Below are 21496 nucleotides of genomic sequence, written 5' to 3'. Positions count from 1 at the left end.
TTATGCATATGGATCCATGCCAGCAGCCCATAATACTGTACGTTTAACAACCGTTTTGAATATAGCGACTTTGTATTCATTTTGGCTCATAGGAGTCGCCTTTTTAATTGCCGCTTGTCCAGCACTTGCCGCCAATTCGTGGGTTAAAGTTTTACCTTCAAGAATTTTTTCTGCATCACTTGCTCTAACAGGAGTAGGTGCTGCTGCCCCTAAAACAATTTTTACATCGGTAATCGTATTTCCTGATTTTACAAAAGAAACGGCTACTTCGGCTATAGGCCAATCAAAGCTTTGTTTTTGTTTTTGTTTATAGTAAAAACTACTTATTTTTTTCGTAGGTTTAGGAATGATAATTTCAGTAATTATATCTCCTAGTTGCAGAACATTTTCCTTGGTTATATCTTGTTGAACGGCAACAAAAAAATCAGCTAGAGCAATTTCCTTTTGTTGTTTTTTTGTTGCTATTTTTAAGCGCGCATCAACAGCTAAGAGCGCAGTTGCCATACCTGAAGGATGGACAATAGAGCACCCATGCTGATTACCCATAATTGCATGAAATTGATTTTCACCAAAGATAGCGTAGCACACACTACCACCTTTGCGTGAACAAGGAAAATCTTTATTACGATAATACCAACACCTTGGACGTTGGCATAAATTACCAGCAAGTGTTGCCATATTACGTACTTGAGGAGTTGCAATAGCATGAGCTGCTTGTTTTAAAAGTTGGTATTCGTCCAGAACATCACTTGCGGCGATATTACTTAGTGTAGTATTAGCACCAATCACTATACCACTGTCGTTTTTAGTAATGTAGCTCAAATCTTTTATATTTCTTATGTTGACAAGTCTTTTTGGAGAAATGATTTCTTCTTTCAACAAGTCGAGAACGTCAACACCGCCAGCTTTTAGTATGGCATCTTTAGCATCTAGATCATGCAACGCATTATCTACGTTTTTTGGAAGAGTATATTCAAATTTATTCACTACTTATCTCCTTTTGATGCTAATGCTTTTAAAACTTTGTCTGGTGTAATAGGAAGTTCGCGAATACGCACACCAATAGCATGGTAAACCGCATTAGCAATAGCAGCTGCCGTTGGTACTGTTGCTGGTTCACCGATTCCAATAGCTCCTGTACTACTACATCCATGATGCACATCCATAATCTCGATATCGATTTCCGGTACGTCCATAGAACCAGCGATTTTATACTGTTCAAGATTTGGATTTACCATCATTCCATAGTTGCGATCAAGTATACGGTCTTCAAAAAGTGCGTAGCTAATACCTTGGATAACTCCACCATTGATTTGGCTTTCGAGTGTTAAACGGTTCATTGGACGCCCACAATCATGAACAGCAACAACTCGATTAACTTTGACAACACCTGTTTCAGTATCCACTTCTACTTCTGCGAATTGCATACCTGCAACTGTTGCTGGATCTATAGTATGATGATCTTTTTTTCTTTCACCAATAACCATGAACTTATCACCTGGAATACGTGCCGCTACTTGCTTCCAGGTCATTACATTTTCTGGTTTTCCTTTTACAAAAAACTTAGCAGAATCGCACTCTATATCTTTTGCTTCTACTGAAAATGCTGTTGCAGCGACTTCCTTCATTTTCATTTTGGCTAGATATGCTGCATCGCGCGCAGCTGGGGTAATTCCGCCTGTCGTTTGGCTTCCACCACTTGCTGGTCCGTATCCTAAGGTACTATCACCAATGCGTATTTTAATATCAGCAATTTCTAACCCTAGCTCTTCAGCAACAACCATTGCAAGAATTGTACGAATGCCGGTTCCTAAATCTTGGACACCATTCATTAGCTCAACAGATCCATCATTGTGCACTTCAATTGTCGCTTGAAATCCGGTCATATAGAAATAATACCATACGGAATTTGCCATTCCTACACCACGCTTTATAACACCTTTGTCGGCGGCGACTTTAGGATTTCGCTTGTCCCAACCGAATTTTTTTGCGCCCACTTCGTATTCTGCTTGGCGTACTTTGTGGTGTAAACTGTTCTTTTTGCGAAATTCGAGAGGATCGATGTTAACTTTGTATGCTAGTTCGTCTATTGTTTGTTCTAAAGCAAAAGCTCCTTGTGGGTGTCCTGGTGCACGGAACGCTGTTCCAGGAGAAGAGTGGGTAAAAACATCTGACTCTTCTAAATAGACATCATCACATTGATAGATATTTTTAGCTGGCCATGCCAGTTTACTTGCTCCACCTGTTGCCATACCACAAGATCCATAGCTGTGTAACTTGATAGCGCTAAGTGTTCCATCTTTATCGCAACCAATAGCTAGCTTTTGTAAAGTATCAGGACGATTTCCTCCAGACGCATGTTCTTCACGTCTGTTATGCATGAGCTTTACAGGGCTTTGGGTTTTTTTCGCTAGCTTTGCAGCCATAATTCCAAAAACACCCGCTCTAAATTTTGCGCCAAAACCACCTCCCATATGTTCCGTAATTACGCGAACATTGGCTTGAGGAAGTTCGAGTCTCGTTGCAAAATCATTTCTTGTCACAAACGTAGATTGAGTAGATGCCCAAACTGTGAGATGATCATCGTCTTCCCATTTAGCGACAACACCATGTGTTTCTAAAGCAGAATGTGTCTGAACTTGAGTTTGGTAAGTCGCCTCAACTACAGAAGCACAGTTTTGCAATTTTTCGTCTACTTTCTCTATGGAAGCATCAGTAGGTGTGATACGCGGTCCTCTTATGTTACCTTTTTGGCTATTACTTTTCTTTACTGCACCTCCATGCAAATCATCTCCTGCACCCTTTTTAGGACCTTGTGATTTAAAAACAAGAGGAGCAGTATCGGACATCGCGTTTTCGATACCTAAAACAAAAGGCTTTTTGGTATATTTTATTTTAATGAGTTTTGCTGCTTCGTTTGCGATGTGGGGAGAAGTGGCTGCTATTGCGACAACTTCTTGATCAGCATGGCGAATTGTCATTGGTAGCTTGCTCACTAACATCACTGCTTTAACACCAGGATATGCTTCCGCAGCAACTGTGTCTACACTTTCGACAATCGCTGACGGATAAGGGCAACGTACAAATTGCCCGTGTAACATCCCTGGTAGTTGAATATCAAAAGTATATTTCGCTTTTCCTGTTGCTTTTGCCTTGCCATCGATACGCGTTACACGTTTTCCAATATGTTTTGTTTGGTATTTTCCGTCCCAAGGACGTGGTGCATTATCGGGAATTTTTGTGGTCATTGTGGAAAGATCTTTGCCAACCCCAACGTGTAATTCTACATCTTTCGCCATAATCTATTCTCCTTTATTTTTTAAAGCAGAAACGGCTTCGAATACTTTAGGATATGTACCACAACGGCACAAATTTCCACTTACCGCTAGTTTTATTTCTTCCAAGTTAGGACTAGGATTTTGGTCGAGTAAATTTTTGCAACTCATAATCATTCCCGGTGTACAAAATCCACATTGCAAAGCATCATGGTCGACAAAAGATTGTTGAATGGGATGCAGTTCTCCTTCTTTTTCTAGCCCTTCGATGGTTTCGAGTTCTGCTCCTATCGCATCGACAGCTAATGTCATGCATGATGGTACAGTATTACCATTCATTACAACCGTACAGGCTCCACAAGCGCCACGTTCGCAGGCTGTTTTTGTTCCTGTCATTTGTAAATGATCTCGTAAAATTTCTGCCAAAGTCTGTCTTGGTTCTGCTTCAACTGAGATATCTTTACCATTGATGCTTAAGGAAAATTTATTCTTATTCGGACCTAAAACTTCTGATGCTGAATGTCCCTCGACCCCTTCGCTAGTGATACCTGAACCAACAGCAACACCAATAGAAGCAATACCAACTCCTTTGAGAAAAGATCTACGCGAAATATCTGGCGTATCCTCTGATTCTTTTCTATTCTGACTCATACTTCTCCTCCTTTTGTATTATAAGCTCCCTATAGAGCAAGACTTTATTATAAGTAGTTCTCCAAAAATTTACAAAATATTTATGTTCGAGTACCACGCTGTATTAACAAGAATAAAATCTCATTGCTGAACAGTAATTAGATCTTGTCATTGTTTGCTTTGTAAGTAAAATTATATATCCTTATGCTTTCCATTAATAAAACTAATAGCAACGCTCTGTTATAAAAATGATTCCCAAGTCTATCACTGTTCTCAAGTTCAAAAGTACTTCTCTATAGTAAGTAATATGAGAAATGTATTGTTCCTATATCTGGGACTACTCTTAGCGCTGTCATCAATTTTTGGTAGTCTATATTTTACAAAAAAATGGATTTTATTAGGGCGTGTCATCATTCAAAATATTGTGTGTTTTTTCGAGCCCGTTTCCGAAACTTTCACTAACAATTTATCAAAGAGGCAAGTTTCTTTTTCCATCGCAAAAAACTAGTATTGAACCAATAAATCACTTTCTGTCGCTCTCAAAAAGTTTTCGGGCGCGGGCTCGCAAACGGGCTCGGGCTCAATACTACTGGCGTATCATTAAATGAATCCGTTATATTTTTATCTGTATTGAATGATGACACGCCCTAGCTAGTTGGACTACGTCTACTATTACAACAGTTACTAATAATTAACTGATGAGATACCTACAAAAAAATTATAAAAACATTTGCCGGAATAGTTGTCGAACGCCGTTATATAATAGGGGGATATATTGTTAGGGTATGTCAATATCTAAACTTTTATACAATGGGTTATTTTAGAGAGTAGTTTTTTGAAAGCGCAAAGTTGCGCTTTACAGTTGAAATGTAACGAGACTAATCTCTAAAAGAGTTAATCATAAGAAAGATGGATGTCACCCTACATAAGACAGATTGTTAATCTTTTGTTTACTTAATATATTAAGATAGAAGGTCAATTATGAGTAGATTTATCTATGCTGTTTGCGAACATTGCAAAGAAAAACAAAGAGTGCCTGAAAGGTTACAGGGTAGAACAGTTAATTGCAAGAACTGCGGAGAGAATTACAATGTTGTTAAGGGTAATCTTGGAAATACACAAAGGCTAAATCGATCTGCAATTTCAAAGCGCAATAATAATACACAAAGACTAAACAGATCTACAATTTCAAAGCGCAATAATAATACACAAAGACTAAACAGATCTACAATTTCAAAGCGCAATAATACTCAAAAAACAAACTCATCTACACAGCGAACTTCAGCAAAAAAGCCTAGTGCACAATCGATAACGAAAAAGACAGGCACAACCCAAAGAATAAATTCTTCTTCTTTACGCCAGAATAGATCAACTCAAAGGTTACGGCGCAGTTCATCGAAGAATAATAAATTGCCGATAAAAATAGTTTGCGGCGTGGGAGTGTTGTTTTTAACCATTGCGTTATGTTTATTTGCTCTTGGTGGGCCGCAGAAGGTTAGAACGAATGTTGCACAAAGCAAAAAACAGCAGATTAAACGTAATTCACAAAAACCGCAAAAAAAAATATCAAAAGAAGAAAATTTAAAAAAAACAAAGCCGATAAAGAAAATTCATAAAGAAAAAAGTAAACCAAAAGCTAACCCAAAAGTTGTAAAAAAATTTAAAAAACCGTACAAGAGAAAAGAGCGCCCTAAAAAGCAATATGAAATACCCGAATCTCTAGAGCAGTTATTAGAAGATAAACCTGAGGATTTTGATTTTACAATGGCTTGTCTACTTATATCTAATTCTTCGATAAAAGAAACTTTTGATCGTGATGTTGATATTGAGAAATGGCTTCACGAGTTAGACACCATAGTTGCTGAAGTCCAGGAAAATATAAATGATAAACAGACGCCACAACAGGTAATTAAAGCTATTGCTCATCATTTATACGAAGTTTTGCAATTTGGAAGCAGTCAAAATGGTTGGGACCACAGTAATCTCTACTTAAGCTTAATACTAGAAGGGCGACAAGGTTATTGCTTAGGTTTTGCAGAATTATGGATAGCGCTCGCACAGCGCTTGAGCTACAAAGGTAAAGAACTTCCAATCTACGGTGTTAGTGTTCCACAGCATATTTTTGTGCGTTGGGATGATGGAACTACTCGTATTAATGTTGAAACTCTTCACGTACCAAAATATAGCAAAGACCCCAAGAAACAGTTATTACAACTTTTGCAAGAAAGTGACCGCGTTGAGCAAATTCCAGCACAAAACATAACTGATGAAGAATATATTGAGCGCTACGGAATATCAGAAGAGGCGGTAAAAAATGAGTTATTCTTGAAAAATCTAAAACCACGAGAAGTATTAGGTTACATATATTTTAATCGTTCGTCTCTCAATGGAGATGAAGTAAAACGTTTGAATCACTCACCACAAAGAGATGAAATGGTAAGGCGTATGCAAAGAGATATACGCTTAAGTTTTAAATTGCATCCTGAAGATAACGAATGTTTAAATTTACTTGCTTATAGTAATTTATACTATGAAGGGAACTACAAACAAGCGATTATCAATTTTGAGAAGAGTTTACAACGAGAAAAGAATGTGACATCGTACGTTTTGATTTCCAGAGCTTGTATTGGTGCTAAACAATTTGATAAGGCTTTAAAATACATAGATAAAGCCTACAATTTAAAAAAAACAGGCGAAACTACCACTGACTTAACTCTAATGGAAGCGCAAATTTATTATGTTTCAGGACAGTATAAGAAAGGCATTGAATTTTGCAATTCATATATAAAAGCCAATAACACTATGCGCGGCTTTTTTGACAACATATTCTTAATACTTTCAAAAATGCAGTTTTATACAAAACTAGGTGAATACGATAAGGCATATGCGTTAGGACAATTTGTTTTAGAAACAGAAATTAAGACTTATTATTCTTATGTATATCCAAAGTTGGGAATTGTACTAGTGCACATGGGAGAAATTGATAAAGCAAACGAGTTTTTCGAGAAATCACAAAAAATGACCTACCAAGATCCTGAAGTTTTTTATGGAAAAGGCTTAATTTGCGTGCAGCAAAAACAATACAAAAAAGCGCAGCAATATTTCGAAGAAGCCCTAGCTTATTACCCTATTGACATAGATGCCCAAAGTGGACTACAAAGTGTTCGCAAAATTTTGACGGAGAACAAATGATGAAAAACATAATTTTAGGTATTTTTTTTATTATGGTAACGCAAGCACAAGTCTCAGAAACTAAAGCAGTTGATTTTATCAAAAGCAAATTACAATTCAGAAAATACGTTTCTGGTCCAGCACAATTCGACTTGATGGCTTTTACAAATCCCAGCGTTGCTCCAACATTACTTGAGTGCTTACAAATCGGTCGCAGACGAGAAGATAATAATCCAGTACGCTACTTTATTATTGAAAAACTAGGTGAATTCAAATACAAACCAGCAAAAAAAACACTTCTCGCTGTAATAGATGACAAAGAAGACCCTTGGTGGGTTAAAAGCGTAGCGCTAAAAGCTCTTTTACAGATAGGCTATCACAATATAACATTTTACCTAAATATGCTAGAAGTCGAAAACATAATGATACAAAAAAGAGCGATGATTGCTTTGCAAACAATTACCAAAAAAAACAAATACATTACTATGGCATCTTCCTTAGAAAGAGTAAAAATAATGCGTAAAAATTGGCAAAATTTGGGGAGGAAGTACAAAAAAAAGCGTCAAAGCAAAAAAGGTAAGAAATGAAAAAAACGCGAATATTACCGATGCCGAAAATTGCTTTTTTTTATCCGTTAATAATTACATCTTTTGTGTGTTCCTTGATGCCAGAACAAAATAAACTTACCGCTCTTATATTTTTCTTTGTATTCACTTTAAATCTATTAGTTTTAGTTATCGATTTTTCTGATTTCAAATCGTTGATGCTTGTTGCGATGATTCTATTTTTTGGATATGCGCTCTTTTTTGCTAATGACTATTATGCATTTCTTGTAGAAAGAATATCCTCCGATCCCCAAGCTCAAAAAATGGTGGGGTTTATTGTTCTCTGGGCTATGATTATGCCTTTGATTTCCCTAGAAAATTGGTTGATTGGTGTAATAGGAGGTTGTTTTTTTGCTATATCTCATGCAATTATTTTTCTGTTACAAACAGGAATAAAAACAAATATTTACGCTTCGTCCTCTTTTTTTTATGTAGTAGGTGTAGTTCTTACGCTCGTAACGATGATTACTATTTCTTACAATTTTTTGTGTAAAAGTTGGATTTGGACTTGGAACGAAAATAAAATTTGTAGTTGCAACATTTTTGGCAAAATAGTGACATACAAGGATGGAGGCTTACAAATTAACTGCACAAAGGGCTGTACCTTAAAACACTTGTTGTTAGGGACAGGAAGCGTTTTGTTTTATATCCCTTCGCAGAATAAGTCTATAGTTTTATATGATGCCTATTTAAATAAACGCTATATAGATTGAATTTGGGATGTGAAATAACAGAACTATAACTAGAATCTGTTTTGCTCTGACACGATTTTGCTCTGACACGATTTTGCTCTGACACGATTTTGCTCTGACACGATTTTGCTCTGACACGATTTTGCTCTGACACGATTTGCTCTGTTGACAAAGTCGTTGTTCCTACCATGCCTTACATACGCCTCGTTGCTACATTGTTCGTTTACGCTCGTGATTTTCGTTCATATATCAATGATAAAGATCGTTTACGGCGATTGGTGAGCGTAAACGATCTTTATATTAAACGTTTAGTTCACCACCAAAAATGTTGCAATCAGTAATTTTTTGCTTTATTTGTTTTTCGGCATTTAAAACTACTTCGGTGTCAAATACAAAGTCCTTTTTGGGGCTACCTTGGCTCCAGGCGAACCTTCTCCATAAAACCAAAAATGATACATAAATTGGTTCTCCTTTACAGCCTAATATCAACTGTTCAGCATATGTTACTGCAGCTAACGGTTGTTGTAGATAATTTTTCTGTGCTAGAAACTCTATAACTTTTTGTGGTGGCTCATAACTCGATACTTTTAGAATTTTTGTTAAAGTTTTAGCTTGAAATAAATCAGCATACTTCTTGTCACTTTTTTTCAGTTTTTTGGTTGTGAAATAAGGAATGTTAGAATACATCAGAACTTCATCGCAATAGGAATGTTTTTTTAAATACAATTCAAGACCCTCTTGATAGTTATAAGAGGAAAGAAAAGAAAGAAAAAAACAACAAAACTCTTTGATGTCTTGTTCTTTAAAAGTTTTTGGTCTACTGTCTTGAGGCAAATTGGAATAAGTTTCCATGATAGTGGCTATAAGGGTTGGTAGTATGTTTTCGCGTTGTGTAACGGTGATTCTAATACGTTCTAGTGATTTTCCAAGCTCTTTGTAGTGAACATGATAATATCCTTGATTCATGCGTCTTAAAAGTTGATAGCAACGTTTTTTTATATCTAGAGCTCTGGTTAGGATTTCTTGGTTAAATATACTTTTGTTTTTGAATAGATTTCTCCTAAAGGTTTTAAAGGTTTTAGATATCGTATATCTTACATGTAAAGATTAACACAATTTTCTTCTCCATTCTAATGTTTTTTGATGAGGAGCTAAATTAAACGTTAAGATAACGTAACAAACAACACAAAACTCATATTTTATATCGATATTACTTTAGACCTATAGTTTCTCACTCTTAGATTCAAAAGAAGAAAAATTATCCTCAAATCAAAAATTGGAACTTCATATTAGCAAGTATTACTCTACTTTCTTCCATGAAATTCCTTCTCAACAGCTCTCTCTTATACATTTATTTCACAGCTCCGTCACTTCATTTTATGACCTCAGAGCAAAACGAAAACCCAAAGCGTAGATGAAGACCTCAGGGTGGAAGCCCAAATGGTAAGCAGAGCGAGCATCTTCGGTAAAGTCACACCAACTACCACCGCGTACTACACGTTCCGAACCGCTAGTAGCTCCTATAGGATCTGTTGTTATCGAAATATCATATTTATCATACCAATCGTTACACCATTCCCATACATTCCCGTGCATCTCATACAATCCCCAATTATTGCATGGAAATGATTTGACTTCTACTGTTGCTCTTACCGTTTCATCGTAATTTACTTGGCTTGCTGTAATACTTTCACCAAAACTAAACGCTGTCATCGTCCCTGCTCGGCATGCATATTCCCACTGCGCCTCTGTTGGCAAGCACAATTCCAATTCTAACACCTCCTCGTTTAGCTTTTCCATAAACGCATTGCAATCATGCCAACTTACACACTCCACAGGATTTTTGTCACCTTTAAACTCGCTTGGATTATCCCCTATCACCGCTTGCCACAATTCTTGAGTACACACTGTTTCTCCTAACCAAAATCCTTTACTAATTGATACTTGATGTTGCACTTCATTTTCACATCGACCTTCCTCCGTTTCTGCAGATCCCATCATAAATGTTCCTGGTGTTATCCAACGCATTACTTGGCGTACATTTTTGTAAGTAAACGCCATCCACAGCCCATATTCATCTCGCCCCCAATCGTTAAACCATCCGCGAAATGAGCAGTTGTCAAACTCTGTTCCCGCAAAATCTTCGCCGTCAACACAATCTAAATAAAACGTACATGCCATATATTTCGTATGTGCCTCTACTGCTTTTAATGACTTACCCTTTACTACTCTTTTACGCATCTCAAACTCCAATTTTCATTTTATATTACTTTATCTCTACTCTCTTCGAAATGTTTTCCCGACGGCTCCGCCGCCTCCTATACGTTTCCCTTTCTCAGCTCCGCTGCTTTATTTTATGACCTCAGGCAAAACCGAAAACCAATAAAGTCGCCGCGGTTGACGGGAACGAACCCGGAGCGGGCCGCAGAGCGCACGCGCCCAGACGAGTCGCCCCAGCTACCGCTACGTAAGACACGGTAAGAACCACGAATAGCTCCGGTAGGATCTGTTGTTATCGAAATATCATATTCATCATACCAATCACTACACCATTCCCATACATTCCCGTGCATCTCATACAATCCCCAATTATTGCACGCAAACGATTTTACTTCTACCGTTGACTTACCTTCATAATTCGCTTGTTTTTTTGTAATACTTTCACCAAAACTAAACGCTGTCATCGTCCCTGCGCGACATGCATATTCCCACTCTGCCTCTGTTGGCAAGCACAATTCAAATTCTAACACTTCTTCGTTTAGTTTTTTCATAAACGCATTGCACTCATCCCAACTTACCGTCTCTACAGGGTTATTATCACTTTCAAACTCACTTGGATTATCTCCCATCACCGCTTTCCACAATTCTTGAGTGCACACTGTTTCTCCTAACCAAAACCCTTTGCTAATTGTTACTTGATGCTGTACTTCATTTTCATATCGACCTTCCTCCATTTCTGGAGATCCCATCATAAACGTTCCTGGTGTTATCCAACGCATTACTTGGCGTACATTTTTATAAGTAAACGCCATCCACAGCCCATATTCATCTCGCCCCCAATTGCTAAACCATCCGCGAAATGAACAGTTGTCAAACTCTGTTCCCACAAAATCTTCGCCGTCAACACAATCTAAATAAAACGTACATCCCATGTATTTTGTATGTGCCTCTACTGCTTTTAATGACTTACCCTTTACTCTTTTACGCATCTCAAACTCCAATTTTCATTTTATATTACTTTACCTCTATTCTCGTCGAAATGCCTTCTCGACGGTTCCACTGTCTCCTGTACATTTCTTTTTTCAGCTCCGCTGCTTTATTTTATGACCTCAGGCAAAACCGAAAACCAATGCCGTCGTTGCGGTCGTTGGGCTCGTACCTGCCGCGGGATGCAGAGCGCACGTACCCAGGCGAATTGCTCCAGAAACCGCCGCGCATGACACGGTAGGCACCACGAATAGCTCCGGCAGGATCCGTTGTTATCGAAATATAATTATCATATTCACCATACCGATCACTACACCATTCCCACACATTCCCGTGTATCTCATACAATCCCCAATTATTGCACCCAAACGATTTTACTTCTACCGTTGACTCTCCTTCATAATTCACTTGTTTTTTTGTAATACTTTCACCAAAACTAAACGCTGTCGTCGTCCCTGCGCGACATGCATATTCCCACTGTGCCTCTGTTGGTAAAAGCAATTCCAATTCCAACACCTCTTCGTTTAGTTTTTTCATAAACGCATTGCACTCATCCCAGCTTACCGTCTCTACAGGATTCTTATCACCTTCAAACTCACTTGGATTATCTCCCATCACCGCTTTCCACAATTCTTGAGTACACACTGTTTCTGCCAACCAAAATCCTTTGCTAATTGTTACTTGATGCTGTACTTCATTTACATATCGACCTTCCTCCATTTCTGGAGATCCCATCATAAACATTCCTGGTGTTATCCAACGCATTACTTGCCGTACATTTTTGTAAGTAAACGCCATCCACAGCCCATATTCATCTCGCCCCCAATCGCTAAACCATCCGCGAAATGAGCAGTTGTCAAACTCTGTTCCCAAAAAATCTTGGCCGTCAACACAATCTAAATAAAATGTACATCCCATATATTTAGTATTTGCCTCTACTGCTTTTAATGATTGACCCTTTACTACTCTTTTACTCATCTCAAACTCCAATTTTCATTTTATATTACTTTGCCTCTATTCTCTTCGAAATGTTTTCCCAACGGTTCCACCGTTTCCTATACATTTCTTTTCTCAGTTCCGCTGCTTTATTTTATGATCTCAGGCAAAAACGAAAGCCAATATTATCATCGTAGGGTCAGCCTCGTAGTGGTCGCGAAACGCCGACCGCACGCTTCTGGACGAAAGCCCTACGCATAACCGAATAATACCACAAATAGCTCCGGCAGGATCTCCTATTATCGAAATATCAAAAGTAGTTGGGAAAATGAGCTCCGTAGATTACAAAGAGACAGAGGCATTTGCTTTAAATGGTTATGAATTAAATTTCTTAATAACTAAAAATACCAAAAGTTACTTTGAAATGCACCACAAAGAAGTAGACGATGGGAAGTGGCAAAAATGGCAAAAAGTACGCGCTTTATGTGTCGTAAACAAATGGCAAAAAAATAAGTTACTGTGGCATGATGTCGTATCTTCTTCTCTACATTTAAAATATACAAAAGTAACTTCTCCACAGGAATTGAAAGACATAGCTTTTGGTAGTTTTTTACAACAATTTAGTACATGGAATCCGCAAAATGCAGGAAAAATTTTAATAACGCTAAAGAAAAAGAAAAGAATAAAAGGAGAATCTTTCAAACCAAATTTAGATATCGTCTTTTTGAAAGATGGCACTAAAAAAGTAGGCTTAATCAAAACAGAACGCGATACATTTATTCAGATGATTACTTTTGGCTCTGAAGTACGCAAAAATAATGAATCATCTTTGATTATGAAAAAAATATCCAAAAAATACACAAAATATCAGAGACTGTTCGCGACAAAAAAATGTCCTTCTTAAAAAAAATTACAAAAAGTAAATTTAAAAGTAGTATTAAGCTTAAAGAAGTAGAGTGGGAGTTTGGCAGAGGTAAAGGTTGGTTTTATGAAGGAGAATATTTTAAACTATATTGTAATACTCCACTGGATTTTACCCACGAAATAATATTTCGTGTTGACAAAATATTCAATGCTTATAGGAAGTTTTTTTCTTCGAAGTTTCAAGTGCAAAAAAAGGTAAAAATATATGTATTTAATTCTACGCGAGAATATCAGAGAGCCATTAATTACGCATTCTCTAATCCTGCGTTCTTTTTACCAATTAATATCTACATCGCAGCAGGTTGTGATGTAGATATTTATCAAAAAACTGTATTGTCCTTCTCGTTTTTTTAAAGATTTCGTAACTTAGTTAGCTAACCTAACTAATAATTTTTTGGTCATTTCTTCTAGTTTGTTTTTTTATTTGTTATGATTTAAACGGTAATTTTACGAAATGCAAGAAAGTAGAAGGTCTCTTTAATAATACTCTTTGTAAATTGAGCTTTAGCGAGGTGTTTTGTGAGGTATAGATATTTTTTTCATATTGGCTACAATGGATATCGTTATTCTGGTTGGCAAAGACAGATAAATCCAGCTACAGTTCAAGAGATCATAGAAGACAAACTTGAGAAAATTTTCAAAACAAAACTTCATTGTATTGGGTGTGGACGAACAGATGCAATGGTTCATGCTAGTCAGTATTTTTTTCATGTAGATATTCGTAAAGACTGGGATTTTGATATTGTTTTTCGATTAAACAAGATGTTACCAGATGATATTGTTATTTTTGATGTGCTGACTTTTCCAACAAAACTACATGCTCGATTTGATGCGCGAAAGAGAACGTATCATTATTATCTTCATATGATTAAAAATCCTTTTTTGAGTGAGACGAGTGCTTTGTATTTAATCGAAAAACTCGATGTTGAAAAAATGAAACAAGCATGTGATTTACTATTGTTATATGACGAATATTATTCTTTTTGTAAGTCACCAAATAAATATGATAATACGTTATGTAATATTACTTGTAGTCAATTATTTACTACTATAGATCGCCAAAGAATTTGTTTTAAAATAACAGCAAATAGATTTTTACGAGGGATGGTACGTGTTATCGTTGGTAGGCTTATTGACATAGGTTTAGATAAAATGTCCCTGAGCGCGTTTGAGGAATATCTACGCGAAAAAAAAGCTAGTGAATTTACTCATCTTGCCTATCCTCAAGGACTACACCTATCAAAAATAGAATATTCTTTTCTTGATTTACCAAATTCGAATATTTGTGAAGAATCTGGTTTATGGCAAGAAGTATAGTTATTTTGACAGTGTATCCGCCTGATGTTTACTTGTAATAAACATTTATTCTAAAGTGACAATATCAAGTGCATATAACCAATAAGCACTCATGGCGCGTCTAGATAATTTGATAGAGAGAACGTTTTTTCCTTTTTGTATTTGATCAGTGATTTCGAATTTTTTAATTTTTGGAACATTTTTTACCGTTACCGCAAAATCTTGCGCCACTATTTTGCCATTTAAAATGACATTGATAGAGGAAAGATTTTTTCCATTAGCAATTGCAGCAAGGTGACGGAGCTTTAAAAAAAGATTGCGTGGTTTCTTATCTATGGAAAAAATAACAGATAGTTGGCTGCGCCCACCTGCGTTAAAGAAGTATACATTTCCGCGATTAGGATGCAAACTAACAAGGTTTAGGTTTAGAGCTACATTGTTTTTATGCACTATGTGATTGGTAATACTAAAGCCGGCAATTTTTACTTCTTGACTCTTCTTTTTTGCAGTTTTTTCTTTTGAATTTGATTTTTCTTCGCTTAACAGTTCTTTGTCGTTTTTTATAGTAAGGGATTTTTCCTGCTTTTTAGAGTTAGTTTTTTTAGCAACCTTGTTATCGTTTCTGGGTTTTACTGGTTTGACTGTTTTTTTATTACTAAATACACTAGTAATGAAAATGATTATGCTGAGGAATACCAAAGCAGTGGTTATTTTAAATGCGTTTGATGACTTTCGAATATTTGATGATCTTTTGCGAATACCTGAGGCTCTTGATGGTCTTTGGTGAATGCTTGAAATTCTTGATGTTCTTCGATTAATACTCGATGATTTTTTTGAGATATTACTAGAAGAGATTCTTTTCAGAGCGTGGGCTAGAGCACGGCAATCTTTGTAACGATTTTTCTTTTTCTTTTCAAGTGCTTTGTTACAAATATATTCTAATTCTTTAGATATCTTTGGATTAACTTCAGATAAAGGTACCGGGGGTTTGGTAAAAATGCTATTGAGGAGCATCAAATGCGTTTTACTACTAAACACAGGTTGTTTAGCTAAAAGTTCGTATAGAATTGCTCCAATGGAGTATAAATCGCTTTGGATAGTTGTGTCGGAGTGTCGTCCCTCTGCTTGCTCAGGAGGCATGTAGCGCAGTGTTCCCATAATAACACCTGTTTTAGATAGTTCTTGGCTCGCTTCGGTAATTTTCGCTAAACCAAAATCCATAATAATAGGATTATCGTTTTTGACCATGATGTTGGCCGGCTTCAAATCACGATGAATAACTCCTTGCTCATGCGCATAAGTCATAACTTCGCATACTTTGATAATGAAATTTATTGATTTTTTAGCTGTCATTGGATGTGAAGTTTGTATTTCTTTTAAAGAAACTCCGTCGACTAAATCCATTGTGAAAAAAACTTGATTGTTTTCTTCTCCTATTTCATAGGATCTAACAATTCCAGGATGGTTTAATTTCGACATTGTTTTTGCTTCTCGTTTGAACCTAGCAACGGCTTTTTGATTTGAATCTGAACTAAGTAGTAGAACTTTTAAAGCCAACTCTTTTTGCTCTACAGGATCAAAAACTTTATAAACGCGTCCCATTCCTCCTTGTCCAAGAAGCGAAAGAAGCTGATAGCGTCCAATGCTTTTAGGAGTATTTTTGACTTGCGTTTTCTTAAATGTTAGAGCATTTGTATCTTCTGCATTTGCCGTCTTACGTACACAAAGTTCAGAAATAGCTCCTACCTGTGTTTCGTTCAAGCATTTCTGACTAAGTAGCCATTGGGAAAGAAGTACAGTGTGTTGTGGGTACTCGCGAATATAATTTTGTATATGTTGTTGTTGAATAAGCCCAATACTAATTCCCATTTGCCCAAAAACCATATTTTGATTTTTATACATACTGTTTCCTAAAAGTAAACGAAGGAATACCATAGTCGAAAAACACGTTCTACAAAACGTAACCAGAAATTGAGATTTATTTTACAGACCATAGAAAAGAGAATGGAACAACGTTTTCTAAGGACATATCTTTTGCTACTTTTTTATTGAAAAATAACTGCACAATACCGCGAAGTTTTGCATAATCAGTACGCATTATCCATTTCTTTTTCTTTGTATTCCAGTAAAATGATTTACCGGCGGCATTACGTTGTAATTCTATTTTTTTAGCTTTATCCAAATGAAGTAGTACAACAACGTTCTGTTCACTCACTGTATCGAGTTGCTGGATAACAACTTTGCCTTCTGCAACGCCTATGTATTTGGCATTGTTATCCACTACTTTTGAGTTTTTTTGTTTATAACTTATTGTTTGTTCATTTTTATTTAGAATAACGAGCGAACGTTTTTCTTTAAAAATAGGAGGATTTCCTATTTTAATTCGCTCAGTACTCATTTTGATATCCCAAATAATCGCATGATTATCTGTACCTACAGCGAACAGAGAAAATGGTTTCTTGAATGATAAAGTATGAATTGTTTTCGTAATCGGTATTGCCAGCAGTTGTTCACCAGTTGTCGCGTCCCACAGAAATATATTATCACTATTGTCTGTTGCTAAAAAACGACCTTCAGGATCTAACAGAGCATGATTTGCAAAGTCTTCATGCTCGATTTCGCAAATTTGTTTACCTGACTTATAGTCCCATACATAAGCCGCTTCAAACTGCATATCGGTTGTAGCTACTTTTCCATCTGTGCTAAAACTAACACTGCTACCAATAATATTCGTTTCACTAGTCACTGTACGGTCTTCTAGTATTTGGTGGAAAAATATAATACTTTGATAGTCAGCAGATGCTAAAATTCTTTTTTTGGGATGAAAGGCTAGGTGGACAATACTTACATCGTGTTGTTGAGAAACTTTCCATTTTTGGTAGGTTTTGGTATCCATTATTGTAATTGCCTGCTCTCCTTCGACCCAAGCAATTAAACTACCGTCAGCATTTATTGTTGCTAAGCGGCCGAGAAAACGCAAATCAGTTTCTTTTGCTTGCCAAACGCGAATTGTTCGAGAAAGCACAGTAACTATATTTTTGCCGTCATTACAAAAAGATGCCCCTAAAACTCCTTTTTGTCGAATAACTTGAACAGTTGTTGTTGCTGCTTTTTTTCCTGTGACTTGCTTTTCCCAATATATTCTATTTATTTGTACACCTAAACTATTACTGAGTAAGATTTTTTCTGAATCATGGGGAGAAAAATCAATATCCCAGTATGGGTATAACTCATTAGCAAGGTATCCCATTTGGTTTACAGATGTATTATTTAGTTTCCAAAAGTATACTCCACTACGCTCTCCCAAAATAGCGAAGTACTCTCCTGTACTATTGAACAGCGCTTTTTGTATCTTTTCATCGTTGTCAAATCCTATTAAACATAAGGTTCCATCACTATTTTTACTTTTGTAATCGTAGTGCTTTTTTTGTTCACTAATGTTCCAGACTTCGGCAGAAATGCTATTAGAGGCGATTAACAACTTCTTGCCGTTAGGAGAAAAACTTAACGATGAAACATTCAAACACTGAGTTTCTATATCCATGACTTTTTGTAGAGTTTTTGTGCTCCACATAGTAGTGATGTTGTAATTGGCGACTATAGCGAGCATTTCGTTTTTGGGGTGAAAGGCAATGTGCTTTATTGTCTTGCCAATAGGAATTTTTCCAATAAATTTTTTGGTGGAAAGATCCCATAATTGCACGTCATTTCCTGATAAAGCCAATATTTTTGAGTCTTTACTAAAAGTTATTCTCTTTGCTTCTTTTTGCGCGATAATTGCTATATTTTTCCCTGAATATATATCCCAAATTCTCACTTCTTCTTTAGAGGAAGTTGCCGTGTATTTATTTGTAGATGCGTGATAAAAAAATTCTTTAACGTGTCCTGAAAATGGTCGCGTAAATTTGTCATCTTTCCATAGTTTTATTTCTCCGCTAGTCACAGAACACCACATATTTTTATGGGGATGATGTGCGAGGTACAACACAGAAGATAAATGCTTGGAAGAGACGGTATATTTACCTGTGTCTGTATCCCAAATTTTTATTGTTCCATCGTTAGCGCCTGAAATCATTTTTCCTCTAGATGCAAATATAAATCTATTAACAATACCTTTATGTCCGACTAGCACTTTACGAATATTGTTTAGATTTTTATCCCATAGTTTTATAGTACTATCGTGAGAACTGTATGCTAAAACGTCATCAGAATATCTAACATCAGTGACTTTACTGTCCTCTCCAATTTGGGCGACTACTTTACTTGTCATGAGGTCTACTATACCGACATTATGCTGAGAACTAAACGCCATTCTCTGCGAATCGAGATGTAAGTCGGCCCTAAAAATAGAGTCACTGTGAAGTATTTGCGATATTTGTTGACCACTAGCAATATCCCAAATACGAATTGTTTTATCTGTGGATGTAGAAACTAGTTTTTCTCCGTCATGAAAAAAAGCAATGAAAGTGACCAAGTCGGTATGATTAGCTAGCGTTTTCTCTGACTTTAGTGTATCCATATTCCAAATTTTTATGGCATTTTGTTCAACAATTGCTAGACGCTTTCCTTGTGGACTAAAACAGGACATTTGTGCTTTTTGTTCTGTTTCTATCGTGCAGTAATGTTCGCCGTTTGTGTTCCACAACATAACACTATTGCCAAGTGAAATGGCAATATACTTGCCATTAGGGCTCCATGTTGGAAAGGTGGCGCCTTTAACGATAGTTTTTTCATCGAATGTTTGCCACAATAAAGGATGCTCTTCTAATGCATTTGTTATATTCTCTAGGCCAATTTTTTGAATAGATTCTATTTCTTTTTTTACTTGTGCTTGTTTAGCTACTTGATTTTTAATATCGTGAACGAATTGTAATGCTTCACTAGAATACAATGCGACTGCACTGTAATTTTTACTTTTCTTTGCTGTATTTACTTTGGCTAAAGCGATGGTTGCCATTTTTGTTTTGATTCTCGCCGACTCTTTCTCTTTTTCGCGGCGTAAACCTTCGGCATCTTTGCGCCTGTCTTCGGCAATGTTCTTTTGTTGGTCTGCAATTAGTGCGTTTTGTAGAGCAATAGATTTTTCTTTTGCGATCTTAAAGTAAGAATAAATCCCAATAGTAAAAATTGCGATGAGAGATGCAACTAGTGAATAGTTGGTGATTCGTCTCCAGCGCTCAGCAGTTATTTTTTGTTGTTGAGCCATTATTATTTTGGCTTGCAGATCTTGTTTGGATTGAGACATCTCCATTTTGGCAGCTTGGGCTTCTGCTAATCCTAAGTCACCGTTGTCAAAGGCAATTTGAGCATAAGAGTTTCTTGCTTCTTCCAGAAGTATACATGCTCTGCTGTTTTCACTCCATAATTCGAGAGCTTGTTGTAATCCCGAAATGCTTTCGGCTAGCTTTTCGTATATCTTGCTTGTTTGGAGTAAGTTTTTATTTTTCTTACACTCGTTAGTATTACTAATGGCTTTTTCAGTAATAAAAATACTTTCTCGGTGTTTGATAAAATTTTGGATAGCGTAATTGAATTCAGCTACGTTTTGGTAGCGTTTTTCTTTTTTAAAAGCAAGTGCTTTACGGCAAATTTCGCAAATTTCTTGTGGGACCTGCGGTGGAAAATTAAAAGTAGATTCCGTACAAGAAGAACGCAATACTTCAAAAACTGTTTCGCCTGTGTGAGGAGGTTTTCCTGCTAAAATACGGTATAAAATACCTCCAAGCAAATAGATATCAGTCCATTCTCCAATATCTTCGCCACGCCCCTCTGCCAACTCAGACGGCATGTAACATGGTGTTCCCATTGGGCCAGTTACTTCGGATTTCACTATAGCACGTTTTTCTTGCGTGTTGGAGATATCAACAGCTAATCCCCAGTCCATGACTAATACTTCGCCAAACTGACCTATCATAATATTGGAAGGTTTTAAGTCGTTGTGTACAATGTTTTTACTGTGTGCGTACGCAACAGCATTACAGACATTGGTTAATATTCCGAGGTTGAAGTCAAGGTCTTCTTTATCTAAAACGACATCCCAAGAATTTCCTCCAACAAGTTTCATTGCCAGCATGATTTCTTCGCTATCGTTTTTGCTCAATTCGTATATCGGAACAATATTCGGGTGATCAAGAAAAGCTGTTACCATTGCTTCTGAAACAAAACGTTCGCAAGCTTGAGGGTTACGAGACAACATTTTTTTTATAGCGATTTCGCGGTTTAGACAAATTTGGTTCCCACGAAAAATGGCTCCCATTCCTCCACGAGCAATTTCCCCGAATATTTTATGTTCAGAAGTTTTTAGACTAGAAGAGCGTAAAAAACCTCCTGATTTATTTTTAGATTCAATAACGGTTTTGTCTAAGATAGTCGTATTTTCTTCAATATTAGCATTTTGCGAATCACCAATCACAGTAAGGTCAGAGGACATAGATTTATAAGTCATACCCGAATTTTGGCTTTCTAACTCTTTATCTGAAGCTATTTTTTTCCATAAGCTACGTAATTTTTTGTCGTCCATTTTTGGCCTTTGTAATTCGCAGAATGTATTTAAAGTTACTAGGGCATGTCAGTATTCAGCATGAAATGCTTTGAGCCCGTTTGCGAGCCCTAGTCTATTTCCGTCCTCGAAAAGAGATAGCGGTGAACAATTTCGATCATGAACATCTTGATTTTTAAATAATTCTCTAATTTTGTTGTAGAGAATTTTCTCTTTTATAAGTTATAGCAATATTTACTTGTTTCATCAAACTCAAGTAAA

The 21496-nt window shown here is 36.6% G+C and carries 14 protein-coding genes; 5 read left to right on the top strand and 9 right to left on the bottom strand.

All coding sequences use genetic code 11. From position 1 onward, the window contains the following. From UABHE_RS07945 to UABHE_RS07935, 3 genes are read right to left on the bottom strand one after another with little or no spacing between them, the layout of a single operon-like run. A complete protein-coding gene (locus UABHE_RS07945; protein ID WP_372369714.1) occupies positions 1-987 on the bottom strand; it encodes a xanthine dehydrogenase family protein subunit M in 987 nt (328 codons plus the stop codon). Then, positions 987-3299, bottom strand: coding sequence for a xanthine dehydrogenase family protein molybdopterin-binding subunit (locus UABHE_RS07940; RefSeq protein WP_372369713.1), 2313 nt, complete (start codon positions 3297-3299; stop codon positions 987-989). Before UABHE_RS07940 ends, UABHE_RS07945 begins: the two co-directional genes overlap by 1 nt. 3 nt (positions 3300-3302) lie before the next feature. Next, on the bottom strand, positions 3303-3926 hold the full coding sequence (locus UABHE_RS07935) for a (2Fe-2S)-binding protein (protein ID WP_372369712.1): 624 nt from the start codon (positions 3924-3926) through the stop codon (positions 3303-3305). A gap of 960 nt (positions 3927-4886) precedes the next feature. On the opposite strand from UABHE_RS07935, the gene UABHE_RS07930 reads away from it, so the two are divergent. From UABHE_RS07930 to UABHE_RS07920, 3 genes are read left to right on the top strand one after another with little or no spacing between them, the layout of a single operon-like run. Continuing rightward, entirely contained in the window at positions 4887-7097 is a 2211-nt protein-coding gene (locus UABHE_RS07930; protein WP_372369711.1) for a transglutaminase family protein, read from the top strand. Beyond that, entirely contained in the window at positions 7094-7663 is a 570-nt protein-coding gene (locus UABHE_RS07925; RefSeq protein ID WP_372369710.1) for a HEAT repeat domain-containing protein, read from the top strand. Before UABHE_RS07930 ends, UABHE_RS07925 begins: the two co-directional genes overlap by 4 nt. After that, positions 7660-8394 (top strand): hypothetical protein, encoded by a 735-nt coding sequence (locus tag UABHE_RS07920; protein WP_372369709.1) that lies wholly within the window; start codon positions 7660-7662, stop codon positions 8392-8394. The genes UABHE_RS07925 and UABHE_RS07920 overlap by 4 nt, the downstream gene beginning before the upstream one ends. 279 nt (positions 8395-8673) lie before the next feature. On the opposite strand, the gene UABHE_RS07915 is transcribed toward UABHE_RS07920, so the two are convergent. From UABHE_RS07915 to UABHE_RS07900, 4 genes are all read right to left on the bottom strand, one after another. Continuing rightward, positions 8674-9339 (bottom strand): hypothetical protein, encoded by a 666-nt coding sequence (locus UABHE_RS07915; protein ID WP_372369708.1) that lies wholly within the window; start codon positions 9337-9339, stop codon positions 8674-8676. Positions 9340-9750: 411 nt separating this feature from the next. After that, the gene (locus tag UABHE_RS07910; protein WP_372369707.1) at positions 9751-10614 is read right to left on the bottom strand and encodes a formylglycine-generating enzyme family protein; all 864 of its coding nucleotides are present in this window, start codon (positions 10612-10614) and stop codon (positions 9751-9753) included. A 113-nt stretch (positions 10615-10727) separates the two neighbouring features. After that, positions 10728-11582 carry a formylglycine-generating enzyme family protein gene (locus UABHE_RS07905; RefSeq protein WP_372369706.1) on the bottom strand — a complete coding sequence of 285 codons (855 nt, stop codon included), beginning with the start codon at positions 11580-11582 and terminating at the stop codon, positions 10728-10730. A 112-nt stretch (positions 11583-11694) separates the two neighbouring features. Continuing rightward, positions 11695-12558, bottom strand: coding sequence for a formylglycine-generating enzyme family protein (locus tag UABHE_RS07900; RefSeq protein WP_372369705.1), 864 nt, complete (start codon positions 12556-12558; stop codon positions 11695-11697). Positions 12559-12844: 286 nt separating this feature from the next. On the opposite strand from UABHE_RS07900, the gene UABHE_RS07895 reads away from it, so the two are divergent. Both UABHE_RS07895 and truA read left to right on the top strand, forming a co-directional pair. Then, complete coding sequence (locus UABHE_RS07895) at positions 12845-13420, top strand: hypothetical protein (protein WP_372369704.1); 576 nt, start codon at positions 12845-12847, stop codon at positions 13418-13420. Positions 13421-13959: 539 nt separating this feature from the next. Further along, complete coding sequence (gene truA / locus UABHE_RS07890; protein WP_372369703.1) at positions 13960-14757, top strand: tRNA pseudouridine(38-40) synthase TruA; 798 nt, start codon at positions 13960-13962, stop codon at positions 14755-14757. A 45-nt stretch (positions 14758-14802) separates the two neighbouring features. Here truA and UABHE_RS07885 read toward each other — a convergent pair whose 3' ends face one another. Continuing rightward, positions 14803-16638 (bottom strand): serine/threonine protein kinase, encoded by a 1836-nt coding sequence (locus tag UABHE_RS07885; protein WP_372369702.1) that lies wholly within the window; start codon positions 16636-16638, stop codon positions 14803-14805. Between the two features lie 76 nt (positions 16639-16714). Continuing rightward, the gene (locus UABHE_RS07880) at positions 16715-21256 is read right to left on the bottom strand and encodes a protein kinase (RefSeq protein WP_372369701.1); all 4542 of its coding nucleotides are present in this window, start codon (positions 21254-21256) and stop codon (positions 16715-16717) included. Positions 21257-21496: the final 240 nt, after the last annotated feature.

It is taken from the genome of Candidatus Uabimicrobium helgolandensis (assembly GCF_041508025.1).
Lineage (GTDB): Bacteria > Planctomycetota > Uabimicrobiia > Uabimicrobiales > Uabimicrobiaceae > Uabimicrobium > Uabimicrobium helgolandensis.
The sequence above is the reverse complement of the archived record's forward strand: the minus strand, read 5'-3'. Positions and strand labels throughout refer to the sequence as shown.

What these genes read in the sequence shown, in the direction of transcription:
- UABHE_RS07940 (WP_372369713.1), bottom strand. Translation starts at nt 3,299, where the DNA reads ATGGCGAAAGATGTAGAATTACACGTTGGGGTTGGCAAAGATCTTTCC.
- UABHE_RS07935 (WP_372369712.1), bottom strand. Translation starts at nt 3,926, where the DNA reads ATGAGTCAGAATAGAAAAGAATCAGAGGATACGCCAGATATTTCGCGT.
- UABHE_RS07930 (WP_372369711.1), top strand. Translation starts at nt 4,887, where the DNA reads ATGAGTAGATTTATCTATGCTGTTTGCGAACATTGCAAAGAAAAACAA.
- UABHE_RS07925 (WP_372369710.1), top strand. Translation starts at nt 7,094, where the DNA reads ATGATGAAAAACATAATTTTAGGTATTTTTTTTATTATGGTAACGCAA.
- UABHE_RS07920 (WP_372369709.1), top strand. Translation starts at nt 7,660, where the DNA reads ATGAAAAAAACGCGAATATTACCGATGCCGAAAATTGCTTTTTTTTAT.
- UABHE_RS07915 (WP_372369708.1), bottom strand. Translation starts at nt 9,339, where the DNA reads ATGAATCAAGGATATTATCATGTTCACTACAAAGAGCTTGGAAAATCA.
- UABHE_RS07910 (WP_372369707.1), bottom strand. Translation starts at nt 10,614, where the DNA reads ATGCGTAAAAGAGTAGTAAAGGGTAAGTCATTAAAAGCAGTAGAGGCA.
- UABHE_RS07905 (WP_372369706.1), bottom strand. Translation starts at nt 11,582, where the DNA reads ATGCGTAAAAGAGTAAAGGGTAAGTCATTAAAAGCAGTAGAGGCACAT.
- UABHE_RS07900 (WP_372369705.1), bottom strand. Translation starts at nt 12,558, where the DNA reads ATGAGTAAAAGAGTAGTAAAGGGTCAATCATTAAAAGCAGTAGAGGCA.
- UABHE_RS07895 (WP_372369704.1), top strand. Translation starts at nt 12,845, where the DNA reads ATGAGCTCCGTAGATTACAAAGAGACAGAGGCATTTGCTTTAAATGGT.
- UABHE_RS07885 (WP_372369702.1), bottom strand. Translation starts at nt 16,638, where the DNA reads ATGTATAAAAATCAAAATATGGTTTTTGGGCAAATGGGAATTAGTATT.
- UABHE_RS07880 (WP_372369701.1), bottom strand. Translation starts at nt 21,256, where the DNA reads ATGGACGACAAAAAATTACGTAGCTTATGGAAAAAAATAGCTTCAGAT.